General features: G+C 68.8%; 13 protein-coding genes. 11 read left to right on the forward strand and 2 right to left on the reverse strand.

Annotated features, from left to right (window positions below):
• Positions 1 to 77: 77 nt before the first annotated feature.
• The 9 genes from BLQ28_RS15770 to BLQ28_RS15810 all read left to right on the forward strand — a co-directional run bounded on the left by BLQ28_RS15770 (position 78) and on the right by BLQ28_RS15810 (position 10,310).
• Entirely contained in the window at positions 78 to 1,082 is a 1,005-nt protein-coding gene (locus tag BLQ28_RS15770; RefSeq protein ID WP_093240981.1) for a BMP family protein, read from the forward strand.
• Between the two features lie 150 nt (positions 1,083 to 1,232).
• Complete coding sequence (locus BLQ28_RS15775) at positions 1,233 to 3,917, forward strand: polysaccharide deacetylase family protein (protein WP_256327312.1); 2,685 nt, start codon at positions 1,233 to 1,235, stop codon at positions 3,915 to 3,917.
• Between the two features lie 4 nt (positions 3,918 to 3,921).
• The gene (locus BLQ28_RS15780) at positions 3,922 to 4,893 is read left to right on the forward strand and encodes a 5'-methylthioadenosine/S-adenosylhomocysteine nucleosidase (protein WP_093240987.1); all 972 of its coding nucleotides are present in this window, start codon (positions 3,922 to 3,924) and stop codon (positions 4,891 to 4,893) included.
• Positions 4,894 to 4,940: 47 nt separating this feature from the next.
• Positions 4,941 to 5,636 carry an alpha/beta fold hydrolase gene (locus BLQ28_RS15785; protein WP_093240990.1) on the forward strand — a complete coding sequence of 232 codons (696 nt, stop codon included), beginning with the start codon at positions 4,941 to 4,943 and terminating at the stop codon, positions 5,634 to 5,636.
• Complete coding sequence (locus BLQ28_RS15790; protein ID WP_093240992.1) at positions 5,633 to 7,234, forward strand: ABC transporter ATP-binding protein; 1,602 nt, start codon at positions 5,633 to 5,635, stop codon at positions 7,232 to 7,234. Before BLQ28_RS15785 ends, BLQ28_RS15790 begins: the two co-directional genes overlap by 4 nt.
• The gene (locus tag BLQ28_RS15795; RefSeq protein ID WP_176801148.1) at positions 7,234 to 8,298 is read left to right on the forward strand and encodes an ABC transporter permease; all 1,065 of its coding nucleotides are present in this window, start codon (positions 7,234 to 7,236) and stop codon (positions 8,296 to 8,298) included. Before BLQ28_RS15790 ends, BLQ28_RS15795 begins: the two co-directional genes overlap by 1 nt.
• 133 nt (positions 8,299 to 8,431) lie before the next feature.
• A complete protein-coding gene (locus tag BLQ28_RS15800) occupies positions 8,432 to 9,355 on the forward strand; it encodes an ABC transporter permease (protein ID WP_093240997.1) in 924 nt (307 codons plus the stop codon).
• A complete protein-coding gene (locus tag BLQ28_RS15805; protein WP_093241000.1) occupies positions 9,355 to 9,816 on the forward strand; it encodes a hypothetical protein in 462 nt (153 codons plus the stop codon). Before BLQ28_RS15800 ends, BLQ28_RS15805 begins: the two co-directional genes overlap by 1 nt.
• A gap of 38 nt (positions 9,817 to 9,854) precedes the next feature.
• Positions 9,855 to 10,310, forward strand: coding sequence for a hypothetical protein (locus BLQ28_RS15810; RefSeq protein ID WP_093241003.1), 456 nt, complete (start codon positions 9,855 to 9,857; stop codon positions 10,308 to 10,310).
• A 10-nt stretch (positions 10,311 to 10,320) separates the two neighbouring features.
• Here BLQ28_RS15810 and BLQ28_RS15815 read toward each other — a convergent pair whose 3' ends face one another.
• Entirely contained in the window at positions 10,321 to 11,157 is an 837-nt protein-coding gene (locus tag BLQ28_RS15815; RefSeq protein WP_256327314.1) for an AraC family transcriptional regulator, read from the reverse strand.
• An 89-nt stretch (positions 11,158 to 11,246) separates the two neighbouring features.
• On the opposite strand from BLQ28_RS15815, the gene BLQ28_RS15820 reads away from it, so the two are divergent.
• Both BLQ28_RS15820 and BLQ28_RS15825 read left to right on the forward strand, forming a co-directional pair.
• The gene (locus BLQ28_RS15820; protein ID WP_093241005.1) at positions 11,247 to 12,533 is read left to right on the forward strand and encodes an amidohydrolase family protein; all 1,287 of its coding nucleotides are present in this window, start codon (positions 11,247 to 11,249) and stop codon (positions 12,531 to 12,533) included.
• 78 nt (positions 12,534 to 12,611) lie between these two features.
• Complete coding sequence (locus BLQ28_RS15825; protein WP_093241008.1) at positions 12,612 to 13,496, forward strand: alpha/beta hydrolase; 885 nt, start codon at positions 12,612 to 12,614, stop codon at positions 13,494 to 13,496.
• Here BLQ28_RS15825 and BLQ28_RS15830 read toward each other — a convergent pair.
• Positions 13,493 to 14,341 carry an NAD-dependent protein deacetylase gene (locus tag BLQ28_RS15830; protein WP_093241011.1) on the reverse strand — a complete coding sequence of 283 codons (849 nt, stop codon included), beginning with the start codon at positions 14,339 to 14,341 and terminating at the stop codon, positions 13,493 to 13,495. The genes BLQ28_RS15825 and BLQ28_RS15830 overlap by 4 nt on opposite strands.
• Positions 14,342 to 14,482: the final 141 nt, after the last annotated feature.

Genomic DNA, 14,482 nt, shown 5'->3' on the forward strand with positions numbered 1-14,482 from the left:
CCCCTCCGGCTCCGAGGGGCGTCCGGCTGCCCATGGGACAGCCCAGAACAATATTTCCACACCTCGAGGAGAAGACCATGGCAGCACGCCGTCAGTTGATCATTCGTTCCGTCGCCATCGCCGCGGCACTCGCGGCCGGCGCCCCCGGCCTGGCGCTTGCGCAGCAGGCCAAGCTGAAGGTGGCGGCGGTGTACACCGTGCCCTTCGAGCAGCAATGGGTGGGCCGCATTCACAAGGCGCTGAAGGCGGCTGAAGCGCGCGGCGAGATCGAATACAAGGCCACCGAGAACGTCAGCAACGCCGACTACGAGCGCGTGATGCGCGAGTACGCCACCGGTGGCAACCAGCTGATCCTGGGTGAAGTGTTCGGCGTGGAAGCGGCGGCGCGCAAGGTCGCGAAAGACTTTCCGAAGGTCGCGTTCCTGATGGGCTCGTCGCTCAAGCCGCAGGCGCCCAACTTCAGCGTGTTCGACAACTACATCCAGGAGCCCGCCTACCTGAGCGGCATGGTGGCCGGCGGCGTGACCAAGAGCAACCGCATCGGCATGGTCGGCGGCTTCCCGATTCCCGAGGTCAATCGCCTGATGAACGCCTTCATGGCGGGCGCCAAGGAAACGAATCCGAAGGTCGAGTTCAGCGTGAGCTTCATCAACAGCTGGTTCGACCCGCCGAAGGCCAAGGAAGCCGCCTTCGCCATGATCGACAAGGGCGCCGACGTGATGTACGCCGAGCGCTTCGGCGTGTCGGACGCGGCCAAGGAAAAGGGCAAGCTCGCCATCGGCAACGTGATCGATACCCAGGCCCAGTACCCCGACACGGTGGTCGCCTCGGCCCTGTGGAACTTCGAGCCCGCCGCCGACCACGCGATCAAGCTGGTGAAGGAAGGCAAGTTCGCGGCCGAAGACTACGGCGTGTACGCGCAGATGAAGCACAAGGGCTCCGAGCTCGCGCCGCTCGGCACTTTCGAGAAGAAGGTGCCGGCCGACATCATCGCGAAGGTGAAGGCCAAGCAGGCCGACATCCTGGCGGGCAAGTTCACCGTCAAGGTGGACGACGGCCAGCCCAAGTCCACCGCGAAGTAAGCATCTCCAAGACCTATGAACCGTGCGCGATGGCGGACCGCAATCCATGGTGTAGCTGTTGCGGCGTTGGCCGTTTCGCTCGCCGCATGCAAACCTGAGCCAGCGGGCACGGCAGCGCCGGCAACACCGGCCGAAGCGGCCGCCCCGCCCGTGGCTGCGGCCTCTTCGGCCGCGGCGGCGGCGCCTGTGGTCGCGGTGCCGGTCGGCATTCCGGCCGCGTTGCAGGAACGCGCCGACGCCCTGCTCGCCGCGCACCGGCAGATGATCGTGCTGATGACCGGCGAGCGCGCGCTCGGCGCGGCCGAGAAGCGCGCCGTCGGGGCCGTCGGCCAGTTGCTGTTTCATGACATGCAGGAGCGCCAGCGCGCACTGATCGCGCAGGCCGGCGACATGGCCGACCCGGCCACGGTGCCGGCCCTGAACGCGCTGCTGGACCGCATCGAAAGCGAGCCGAGCTGGTTCGATGCCGACCGCCTGGCGTTCAAGGAGTTTTTGGGCGAGCTGAGCACGCGCTATGGGCAGGCGCAGTCGCTGCCCGGCCTCAAGCTTGGCCGCCGCGCGAGCGAAGACTTGTCGGTGCTCGCCGAGATCGAGCAGGCCTACGACCGCGAGCTGAAAGACGTGTTCGGCCGCTTTGCGCAGCGCGGCATCGAGCCCCAGCGCGAGAAGTGGGCCGACTACGTGGCCAAGCTGCAGGGCCTGTATTCGCGCGACAAGATCCTGAAGGACTTCGGCTCCATCGTTCCCTACACCCAGCCCGCGGGCGGTGCCAAGGACAAGGAAGGCGGCGACGTGCGCGAGATCTTCGGCACCTCGCTGCCCCCGAAGACCGTGGTGCTGACCTTCGACGACGGCCCGCACGCCAAGCACACCGACGAGATCCTGGAAATCTTGAAGCGCTACGACGCGCCGGCCATCTTCTTCGAGCTCGGCCAGAACCTGGGCAAGCTCGACGCGCAGGGCAAGGCGCAGCTCGGCGCCAATGGCGCGGTGGCCAAGCGCGTGCTGGCCGCCGGGCACGTGCTGGCCAACCACAGCTTCAGCCACAGCATGATGGCCAAGATGAGCGACGACGCGGTGCGCAACGAGGCCACCGAAACCGAAGCCCTGCTCGACGCCACCGGCCGCCCGCAATCGACCCTGTTCCGCTTTCCCTACGGCGCGCGCAACGAAGACAAGCTGAGCACCGTCGAGGCGCTCAAGCTGCGCTCCATGCTCTGGACCGTCGACTCGATGGACTGGGCCGACCCGGTGCCCAAGTCGATTGCCGACCGCGTGCTGGCCGAGGTCGACAAGGCCAAGCGCGGCGTGATCCTGTTCCACGACATCCAGGGCCGCACCGTGCAGGCCCTGCCCACGGTGCTCGACCAGTTGGTGGCCGACGGCTACCGCTTCGCCACCTGGCGCGACGGCAAGTTCGTCGTCAACGCCCCCAAGAAGGCGGCGCCCGACGACGGCGTGGCTGCCGCCGGCGACACGCTCTATCGCGAGAGCCACGCACTCGTGATCGGCATCGACAAGTACGCCAAGTGGCCCGGCCTGCACCATGCGGTGCCCGATGCCAAGGCGATGGAGCAGCTGCTCGTCACGCGCTTCGGCTTCAAGCCCGAGAACGTCACGGCGCTGTACGACGGCGAAGCCACGCGCGCCAACATCCTGCGCGTGCTCAACGACAAGCTCACCGACAGCAAGCGCGTGAAGCGCGACGACCGCGTGCTGGTGTTCTTTGCCGGCCACGGCAGCACCCGCAAGCTCGCCAGCGGGCGCGACGTCGGCTACATCATCCCGGTCGATGCGGCGCTGGACGACCTCGCCTCCGACGCCATCTCGATGCCTCAGTTGCAGGAAGTGGCCGAGGCGCTGTCGGCCAAGCACGTGCTCTTTCTGGTGGACGCCTGCTACTCGGGCCTGGGCCTCACGCGCGGCGGTGCGCCGCGCGGCAGCAAGAACTTCCTGAGCGACAACGCGCGCCGCATCGGCCGCCAGATGATCACCGCCGGCGGTGCCGACCAGCAGGTGGCCGACGACGGCCCCGGTGGCCATTCGGTCTTTACCTGGACGGTGCTGCAGGCGCTGTCGGGCAAGGCCGACCTGAATGGCGATGGCGTCATCACCGGCACCGAGCTCGCGGCCTACGTGGCACCGGCCGTCTCGGCCATCGCGCGGCAGACGCCGGCCTTCGGCAGCCTGCCGGGCTCGGAGGGCGGCGAATTCGTGTTCGAGCTGCCCGTGGACCGCGAAGGCCTCAGCGGCGACAGCGTGCAGCTCGACGCAGCCGCCAGCCAGGTCAACAAGCGCATCGACGAAGCCAACGAGCAGGCCGTGCATGCCGCCGCGCCGCCCAAGGCCGGTGCAGCAGCCGGTGCACCGGCCATCGAGGTGGTGGTGAAGAACCTGGAAGGCGGCGATGCCAAGCTGACCATGCCGGCCGCCGCGCCGCTCCCGCCACGCGTGGCCGCGCAGCGCGCCAACGACCGTGGCCTGCAGCTGTACCGCGAGCGCCGCTACGACGAGGCCGAAGCCGCCTTCACCGAATCGCTGAAGCTGCAGCCGCGCTTTGCGCTGGCGGCCAACAACCTGGGCTTTGTGTACTTCAAGCGCGGCAAGCCGGTTGAGGCCGCGCGCTGGTTCGAGCAGGCCATCGAGATGGACGGCAGCCGCGCGCTCGCCTACCTGAACCTCGGCGATGCGTACCTGCAGGCCGGCAACGACACCAAGGCGCTGGCCGCCTACACCACCTTCGTCGGCCTGTCGCCCAAGCACGCACGCGTTGCGTCGCTGCAGGCCTGGATCGCCACGCCCGACGCAGCGCACCGCCCTCAACTCACGCAATGAACCCATGACGACGAACACTACTTCCCTGCTTCAGCGCCTGCGCGGTCCGCTCGTTGCCGCCGTGGTCGGGCTTGCGCTCACGGGCTGCGTCGGGGTCTACAGCAAGTCCGACGTGGTCAGCATCAACAGCAGCACGCGCCTGGACGACACGCCGCGCATCGCGGTGCTCTCGGCCTTCGAGCCCGAGCTGAAGCTGCTGCTGACCCGCCTGCAAGGGCCGGTGAAGCACAGCGTGAACGGCGTGGAGTTCACCACCGGCACGCTCGAAGGCAAGCCGGTGGTGCTGTTCCTGTCGGGCATCAGCATGACGAACGCGACCATGAACACGCAGCTCGTGCTCAACCGCTTTCGCATCACGAACATCGTGTTCAGCGGCATCGCGGGCGGCGTGAACCCGCAGCTGCACGTGGGCGACGTCACGGTGCCGGCGCAATGGGGCCAGTACCTCGAAGTACTGATGGCGCGCGAAACCGCGCCGGGCAAATACAGCGCGCCGCCCTTCATCACCGACGCCACGCTGCCCAACTTCGGGATGATGTTTCCGCGTCCGGTCGAAGTGCGCTCGGCGGCCAAGCCGGAGATCGCGCGCAAGTTCTGGTTCGAGGCCGACCCGAAGATGCTCGAGGTGGCGCGCAGCATCCGCAACGTCGACCTGGCGAACTGCAGCGCGGGCAAGTGCCTGGCGCGCAAGCCGCAACTGGTGGTGGGCGGCAACGGCGTCTCGGGCCAGGCCTTCATGGACAACAAGGCGTACCGCGAATACACCTACAAGACCTTCCAGGCCAACGTGCTCGACATGGAAACTGCGGCCGTGGGCATGGTCGCCTACAGCAACGGCGTGCCGTACATCGCCTTCCGTTCGCTCAGCGACCTCGCGGGCGGCGGCGACGGAGAGAACGAAATGGGCACCTTCATGAGCATCGCGGCGGACAACTCCGCCAAGGTCATGCTGGCGTTCCTGGCCGCCTGGAAGTGACGGCGGCGTCCGTTCTTCGTCCCCTTCGACTTGTTCTGCTTCCGGGCATGGACGGCACGGGCGATCTCTTCGAGCCCCTGGCGCAAGCCATGGGCCAATGCGACACCATCGACGTGGTGCGCTACCCCGGCACCGAAGCGCTGGGCTATGACGAACTCGAACGGCTGGTGCGCGCGCAATTGCCCGCCAGCCAGCCTTTCGTGCTGCTCGGCGAATCCTTCTCGGGCCCGCTGGCCATCTCGATCGCGGCATCCCCGCCACCGGGGCTGCGCGGGCTGATCCTGTGCTGCAGCTTTGCCCGCAGCCCCAAGCCGGGGCTGGCGCTGTTGCGCGGCGGTTTGCTCGAGATGTCGATGAAGTTCATCCACTCCGGCCTGATGCGTGGCCCCATGCGCCACATGCTGCTGGGCCGCTTCGCCACGCCGCGTCTTGCGGCGTCGCTGCAGGATTCACTGCGGCAGGCGACAGCCGCCGTCATGACGCGCCGCATGAAAGAAGTGCAGCGCGTGAACGTGATCGACAAACTCTCGCAGGTGCGCGTGCCCGCGATGTACCTGCAAGCCATGCACGACCGCATCGTGCCCGAGCAGGCCGCTCGTATCGTGCAACGCGCCCTGCCAAGCCTTCGCATCGTGCGCCTGGAGGGGCCGCACGGCCTGCTGCAGGCCGCGCCCGTTGCCGCCGCCCGCGCCATCGAAACCTTTTGCCGCGAGCTTGGCAACCCCGAGCCCGCCACACCATGAACCCCACTGTGCTCCGGCTAGACGGCATCACCAAGCGCTTCGGCGAACTGGTGGCCAACGATGCCATTTCCCTCGACCTGCAAGCCGGCGAGGTGCTCGCGCTGCTCGGCGAGAACGGCGCGGGCAAGTCGACGCTCATGTCGATCCTGTTCGGCCACTATGTCGCCGACGAAGGCCACATCGAAGTGTTCGGTGCGCCGCTGCCGCCCGGCAACCCCAAGGCTGCGCTCGCCGCCGGTGTCGGCATGGTGCACCAGCACTTCACGCTGGCCGACAACCTCAGCGTGCTCGACAACGTGATGATGGGCACCGAGCCGCTGTGGCGCCCGGTGTCGCGCCGCGCGGCCGCGCGCGAACGGCTGCTGGAAGTGGCGCAGCGCTTTGGCCTGCCGGTGCAGCCCGACGCGAAGATCGGCAGCCTGTCGGTCGGTGAACGCCAGCGCGTCGAAATTCTCAAGGCGCTGTACCGCGGCGCCCGCATCCTGATCCTCGACGAGCCGACCGCCGTGCTGACGCCGCAGGAAAGCGAAGCGCTGTTCGCCACGCTCGCGCAGATGGTGGCGCAGGGCCTGTCGGTCATCTTCATCAGCCACAAGCTGGGCGAGGTGCTGCGCGTGTCGCACCGCGTGGCCGTTCTGCGCGGCGGCAAGCTGGTGGCCGAGGCGCGCACGGCCGACACCACGCAGGCGCAGCTGGCGCTGTGGATGGTGGGCCATGCGGTCGAGGCGCCGCAGCGTCGGCCCGCGAAGTCGGTGGGCGATGCGATTTGCGTGCTGGACCATGTGAGCACCGCGGCCAGCAAGGACGGCGGCCAGGACCGGCTGCGCGAGGTGTCGCTGACGCTGCGCGCGGGCGAAATCACCGCCATCGCGGGCGTGTCGGGCAACGGGCAGGTGGCGCTGGCCGAGCTGCTGTGCGGCACGCGCCGGGCCAGTTCGGGCTCCGCGCAGTTGATGGGTCGGGCACTGCCGCCCTCGCCTGCGCGGCTGGTGCAGCGCGGCGTGGCGCGAATTCCGGAAGACCGGCACGCGGTCGGCGTGGTCGGCGACCTGCCGGTGTGGGAGAACGCGGTGTCGGAGCGGCTGCGCAGCCCGGTCTTCTCACGCTGGTCGTTCATCGTGAAGCGCGCGGCCGCGCGCCTGCACGCCCGGCGCATCGAAAAAGCATTCGACGTGCGCGGTGCCGGCCTGATGGCGCCGGCCCGCTCGCTCTCTGGCGGGAACATGCAGAAATTGATTCTGGGGCGCGCATTGCTGGCGCCCGAGCAGCCCGACGAGGCCAAGGGCAGCGACAACAAGAAGTACCCGACACGCGCGCCGCGCCTGATCGTGGCGCACCAACCGACCTGGGGCCTCGACATCGGCGCGGTCGCCTATGTGCAGCAGCAGCTCATTGCCGCGCGCGATGCCGGCGCGGCGGTGCTGGTGATTTCCGACGACCTCGACGAAGTGCTCACGCTGGGCGACCGCGTGGCCGTGATGCATGGCGGCCACCTGGGCGAAGCACGCCCCGCCGCGGCCTGGACACGCGAAGCCATCGGCCTGGCCATGGCCGGCGCGACTGCTGCCGCCCCGCAACGCACGGGAGCCTCGTCATGATGCGGCTCGAACGACGCCACGAGACCTCGCGCGCCGCGCTGGTGCTCGCACCGATCGGCGCGGTCGTCTTCACCATGGTGGTGAGCGCGCTGCTGGTGCTGTGGGCCGGCGCGCCGGTCGGCCGCACCTATGCGCTGCTGCTGCAGGGCGGCTTCGGCTCGGTGTTCGCGTGGAGCGAAACGCTGACGCGCGCGATCCCGCTGATCCTTACCGGCCTGGCGGCCACGGTCGCCTTTAAAGCGCGGCTGTTCAACATCGGGGCCGAAGGCCAGCTCTACGCGGGCGCGCTGGCGGCCGTGGCGGTGGGCGGCATGCATGGCGGCACGGGCTTCGAGCTGTCGCCCTGGCTGCTGTTCCCGCTGATGATGCTGGCGGCAGCGGTGGCTGGCGCGCTGATGCTGCTGGGCCCGGCGCTGATGAAGAACAAGCTCGGCGTCGACGAGGTGGTGACCACGCTGCTCATCAACTTCATCGTGCTGCTGGGCGTGTCCGCGCTGCTCGACGGGCCGATGAAAGACCCGACCGCGATGGGCTGGCCGCAGAGCGTGTCGCTGCAGTCCGACCTCGAACTCGGCAAGCTGATCGCGCAGACCCGCGTGCACACCGGGCTGCTGTGGGCCGTGTCGCTCGCGGTGATGGTCTGGGCGCTCTTCAAATACACGGTGCTGGGCTTCGACATCCGCGCCGTGGGCGCCAACGCGCGCGCCGCCGCCTTTGCCGGCGTGCCGGTGACGCGCACCGTGGTCATGGTGGCGCTGCTCTCGGGCGCCTTGGCCGGGCTGGCCGGCGCCATCGAGGTGGCCGGCCGCACCAGCTACGTCACGCTCGACATGTCGCCGGGCTACGGCTACACCGGCATCGTGATCGCGATGCTCGCGGGGCTGCATCCACTGGGGGTGATCGCCGCTGGCGTGTTCGTGGCCGGCGTGCTGGTCGGCGCGGACACCATGAGCCGCGCGGTCGGCGTGCCGACGTACATCGCCGACGTGATCGTGGCCGCGTCGCTGATCGCGGTGCTGGTGGCGACCTTGCTGACGCAGTACCGGGTGAGGATGAAGAAATGACGGCAGCGCTGACTTCTTCTGCCTTGCTCCTTCCCCTCCCGGGGGAAGGCTGGGATGGGGGCATCGGCCTCCACTTCGAGCGCCGCCTGCCCCCACCCCAACCCTCTCCCGACGGGAGAGGGAGAGACACCCCATGACCGACCTTCTCGACATCCTTGCCAACCCGGCCTTCTGGGTCGCCGTGCTGCGCATCGCCACGCCGCTGATCCTCGGCACGCTCGGCGTGCTGCTGTGCGAACGCGCGGGCGTGCTCAACCTGGGCATCGAAGGGATCATGGTCGCGGGCGCCTTCACCGGCTGGCTCGCGGTGTACGCCGGCGCGCCGCTGTGGGTGGGCGTCGGCGTGGCCGCGCTCACGGGCATGGTGTTCGGGCTGCTGCATGCCTTCCTGACCGTGGGCCTTGCGCTGTCGCAGCACGTGTCGGGCCTGGGCATCACCCTGCTTGCGACCGCGCTCAGCTACTTCGGCTACCGCGTGAGCTTTCCGAAGGTCAACACGCCGCCGACCATCACGCCCTTCGCGCCGATGGACTGGCTGCCCATCCCGATCCTGAGCGCGCAGACCGCGCTCACGCTCTTCGCGCTGCTGCTGGTGCCGGTGGTTGGCTGGGTGCTCTACCGCACGCCGCTGGGCCTTGCGCTGCGCATGGCCGGCGAGAACCCGCAGGCCGCGGAAAGCCAGGGCGTGTCGGTCGCGGCCACGCGCACCGGCGCCATCGTCGCGGGCTCGGCGCTGATGGGCATGGCGGGCTCGTTCCTCACGCTGTCGGCCTTCAACGCCTTCTTCTTCAACATGGTGAACGGGCGCGGCTGGATCTGCGTGGCGCTGGTGGTGTTTGCCTCGTGGCGGCCCGGCAAGGCCTTGTTGGGCGCCCTGCTCTTCGCATTCTTCGACGCGCTGCAGCTGCGGCTGCAGCAATCGGGCGATGCCGTGCTGCCCTACCAGCTTTACCTGATGCTGCCGTACCTGCTGTCGATCCTGGCGCTGGTGCTGGTCGCGCGCAAGGCCAGCTATCCGCAGGCACTGATGAAGCCCTACCGCAAGGGAGAACGCTGATGAAGACAACGCTCTTCCCCACGCGCGGCGCCCTGCTGGCCGCATGGCTGGCGCTGTGCGGCGCGAACGCGCAGGCGCTGGGCGCCGACTACAGCTACGAGACCTTCAAGACGCCGGACACGGTCAACTGGGTGCAGCTGTGCGGCACCTGGGGCAAGGACCACCAGGGCACCTACCGCGTGGTGCATGCCGAGCAGTTCGCGCAGTCGTTCCTCTACGTGCAGTGGATGGGGCGCGATGCCAACGGCAGCCTGCAGGCCGAGCACACCGTCGCCATTGCCGAGTTGGACAACGACCATGCGGAGATCGCGTTGTCGGATCTCACTTGCCGCGCCTCCCCGCGCGGCGTTGTGGTCACGGCCAAGGCCTCTTCAGGGCATGACGACAAGCTGCGGCGGGTGACGATCGAGGTCGGGCCGGCGGCCGGGCAGTACCGGTATCGGGCGCAGCGCACTCGTTGAACGGAATCTCTGTTGATAAGCAACGCTGCCCGCTCCTGATGACCAGCGCCGTCTTCAGCATCGCTCCCGCGGATGGCCGCATCACGGCCTTCGGCATCGCCATCGATGCCGACACCAAGGCCGAAGACCTTCCCGCGCTCTTCTCGAAAACATGCCAGGCCGCGAACATCGAAGGCAGGCCGGTCAGCTGCGTCTTCGCTAGTGCCACCGGCACCGTCGACAACATGACGGCAGAGTTGACGCTGCGCTTCGAAAACGACCTGCTGGTCAGCGCCTTCATCACCCTCACCCCGCCGCGCCTTCGCAACCTGAGCGGCGACGATTTCTACAACAGTGCCGACGACCGCCAACGCGTGCACGCACGCTGGCTCCGGTCCATCGGCATCGCGGCCACGCCCGCGTCTTTCCCCTGGGGCGAGGTCGGCATCGCCAGGGACCGCAGCGAGAACGTTCACATCTACGTTCACACCCGCAACAACACCTGGGCGCGCTGACCGTTCAGACTCAACGCAGCGCAGCCCGGTTCGCAAAGTACCGCGCCGGCGACTCCCCGAAGCTGCGCCTGAACATCGCGATGAAGTTGCTCGGCGTCGCATAGCCCAGCGCATCGGCAATGTCGGCCACCGCCTCGCCGCGCGCGAGCCGCTCCAGCGCATGCACCAGCCGCGCCTGCTGGCGCCATTGCGCGAAGCTCACGGACGTTTCGGCCAGGAACAGGCGGCTCAATGTGCGCGCGGAGAGACCTGCCCATCGTGCCCATTCGTCCATCGTGCGGCAGTCCTCGGGCTGCGCGTAGATGGCCGTTGCGATGCGCAGCAGGCGGCGGTCGATGGGCATCGGCAGGTGCAGCGGCTCGTGCGGCGCGCGGCGCATTTCGTCGAGCAGCACGGCGATCATTCGCTCCTGCTCGGCATCCAGTTGCGCCTGCCCGGTCCAGGTGACCGCGCGACGCACCAGCGCCCGCATCAGCTCGCTGATGCCGATGACGCAGGGGCACGTGGGCAGCTCACGGCTGGCTTGGGGGGTGATCAGCACGCTCCAGCCACTCATCGCGCCGCTGATGCTGACCTTGTGCGCCTCGCCGGGCGGCAGCCAACCCGCGCGGTGTGGCGGCAGCAACCACGAACCGTGCGCGGTACGCACATGCACGAGGCCGCTTTCAACGCAGAAGACCTGTCCACGCAAGTGGCTGTGCCAGTCGTATTCGCGCGTGCCGAGGCGGAATTCGTTGCCCGCGTCATCGTCGCCCCACAACGCGATCAGCGCAGGGCCGTCGGCGCGCTCGCTGAGATCGGGCATGCCGCCGCCGGCCTCGGTCTTGGTCGCGGGTTTCTTTGCCATCGCGGGATTTTCACGGCCCGCCCCGCATTCCAGCGGCATCGCGGCGGAAAATACCGCCCACCCATCCGTCCTCCAGAGACCTCCACACGATGCTCGACCTTCTCATCACCAACGCCACCCTTCCCGACGGCCGCACCGGCATGTCGATTGCCGTGCAGGACGGCCGCATCGCCGAAGTCACCGAAGGCCTCGATGCACCGGCGCACGAGAAGCTTGATGCACAAGGCCTGCTGCTCGCGCCGCATTTCGTCGACCCGCACTTCCACATGGACGCCACGCTGAGCTACGGCCTGCCGCGCGTCAATGAAAGCGGCACGCTGCTCGAAGGCATCGCGTTGTGGGGCGAGCTGAAGCCGCTGCTCACGGCCGATGCGCTGATCGAACGCGCGCTGGCGTACTGCGACTGGGCCGTGGCCAAGGGGCTGCTGGCGGTGCGCTCGCACGTGGACACCAGCGACGCGAGCCTGCTCGCTGTCGACGCGCTGCTCGAAGTCAAGCGCCAGGTCGCGCCCTACCTCGACCTGCAGCTCGTCGCCTTTCCGCAAGATGGCGTGCTGCGCTCGCCAGGCGGCGTGGAGAACATCGAGCGCGCGCTCGACAAGGGCGTGGACGTGGTCGGCGGCATTCCGCATTTCGAGCGCACCATGGCCGATGGCGCCGCGAGCGTGAAGCTGCTGTGCGAAATGGCGGCCGAGCGCGGCAAGCTGGTCGACATGCACTGCGACGAGTCGGACGACCCGCTCTCGCGCCACATCGAAACGCTGGCTTTCGAAGCGCAGCGGCTGGGCATGCAGGGCCGCGTGACCGGCTCGCACTGCACCTCGATGCACTCGATGGACAACTACTACGTGAGCAAGCTGTTGCCGCTGATCGCGCAGAGCGGCGTGGCGGTGATCTCGAACCCGCTCATCAACATCACGCTGCAGGGCCGCCACGACAGCTACCCCAAGCGGCGCGGCATGACCCGCGTGCCCGAGCTGATGGCCGCCGGCGTGAACGTCGCCTTCGGCCACGACTGCGTGATGGACCCGTGGTACGGCATGGGCTCGGGCGACATGCTCGAGGTGGCGCACATGGGCCTGCACGTGGCGCAGATGACCAGCCAGGCCGGCATCCGCCAGTGCTTCGAGGCAGTGACGACGAATGCCGCGCGCGTGATGCACCTGGAAAACTACGGCATCGCGGCCGGCTGCGACGCCAGCTTCGTGCTGCTGCAGGCGCGCGATCCGGTCGAGGCGATCCGTTTGCGTGCCGTGCGACTCAAGGTGTTCCGCAAGGGGCGGTTGCTGGCCGAGACGCCCGCCGCCACCGCCAGCCTGCATCTCGCGGGTCGGGGGGCCTCGACGAGCTGGATGGCGCCGAGGCACGCCGGCTGACTGAGTGAAGCGGTCAGCCCGCCGAAAGGGCTGCCGCGTGAAAATCCCGAATCTCATCGGTTCATCGGGAGCACTCTCATGAAACGTCTTGCACGAATCTGCGCGACATGGTTGCTCGTGCTGGCCTTCTCGCCGGTCATGGCGCAGCAGCCTGCCGAGGCGACCGCGACACCCGGTGGTGTGCGGCTGCTGGCCAACCAGCCCTACGGTCCGGATGCTCGGCAGCGCATGGACGTCTACCTGCCGCCCAATGCGCAAGGCGCCCCGGTGCTCGTGATGGTCCACGGCGGGGCCTGGATGTTCGGCAGCAAGGAGGCCGCCTCGGTGGTGAGCCAGAAGGTCGAACACTGGGTGCGCGACCAGGGCTTCATCCTCGTGTCGGTGGGCTACCGCTTCGTGCCACAGGTCGATGTGATGCAGCAGGCGCAGGACGTGGCGCGAGCGGTGGCCACCGCACAGGCCAGCGCGCCTTCCTGGGGCGGCGATGCCGGCCGCTTCGTGCTCATGGGCCATTCGGCCGGCGCGCACCTCGTCGCGCTGCTCAGCGCCTCGCCCGACATCGCGCGGCAGCAAGGCGCCCGCCCATGGCTGGGCGCCGTGGCACTCGACAGCGCCGCGCTGGACACAGCCGCGCTGATGCAGCGTCGCCACATGCCCTTCTACGACCGCGTCTTCGGCAATGATCCCGCCTACTGGCGCACTGTGTCGCCCACCGCCACGCTCGCGCGTGGCGCACCGCCGATGCTGCTGGTGTGCTCGACCCAGCGCCGCGACGGCTCGTGCACCCAGGCCCGGGCGTTCGCTGCGCGGATCGCCGCCACCGGCGGTCGTGCGGAAGTGGCGCCGCAAGACCTGTCGCACGCGCAGATCAACGCCGAACTGGGGCTTCCAGGCGCATACACCGCGACGGTGGATGCGTTCATCCAGCCCCTGGCCTTGCGCGGCGCGCCGAGCCGGAGCTAGGCAGCGTCGGGTTGCGGCTCGGGCGCCAGCTGCTGCGCGAGTTCGGACAACGCCTCGCCCACCGGGCGCTCGATCTTCAGCGAAAGCAGCGCGTCGGCCCGCGTGCGGCCCAGGTTCACCGCCGCCACGGGCTTGCCTGCCGCAGCGGCCGCCTGCACGAAGCGGAAGCCCGAATACACCATCAGCGACGAACCGGCCACGAGCACCGCATCGGCCTGTTCCATCGCCGCGAAGGCGGCGGTAACGCGCTCCTTCGGGACGCTCTCGCCGAAGAACACGACATCCGGCTTGAGCAGGCCGCCGCAATGCGGGCAGGCGGGCACGTCGAAGGTGGAGAAATCACGGCCTTCCAGGTCTGCATCGCCGTCCGGAGCGACGCGGGCCTCCAGCTCGGCCCAGCGCGGGTTGCGTTGCCGCAATTCGATCTGCAGCTCCGCGCGCGATGTGCGCCGTTCGCAGCCCATGCACCGTACGGTGTCGATGCGGCCGTGCAGATCGATGGCGCCCCGGCTACCGGCTGCCTCGTGCAACCCATCGACGTTCTGCGTCAGCAGCATGCCCACGCGGCCTGCGTCCCCGAGTCGCGCCAGCGCGCGATGCGCCGCGCCCGGACGGGCGCCGGCCATGGTCGGCCAGCCGATCAGGCTGCGCGCCCAGTAGCGTCGGCGCGTGGACTCCTCACCCATGAAGGCCTGGTAAGTGACGGGCGACGGGCGCTTCCATTCGCCATCGACGTCGCGGTAGTCGGGGATGCCCGAATCGGTGCTGCACCCTGCGCCGGTGAGCACGAAGAGCGTGCGGTGGCGTGTGGCGAAGTCGGCGAGCGCGGCGGAATTGGCGTCCATCCGGGGAGCATACGTGGCCTCGCCGCGAGCCGCGCGGCCAGGGGGAAATGGCCGGCACCGAAGGCACTGCGTCGGTCGGCAGCCATTGCGCCCCGGGGCAGCCCTTCCTACGATGCCTGCGTCACCTCACCAGGAGTTCGC

This window comes from Variovorax sp. EL159 (genome assembly GCF_900100965.1).
In the GTDB taxonomy this organism is placed as follows: Bacteria; Pseudomonadota; Gammaproteobacteria; order Burkholderiales; family Burkholderiaceae_C; genus Variovorax.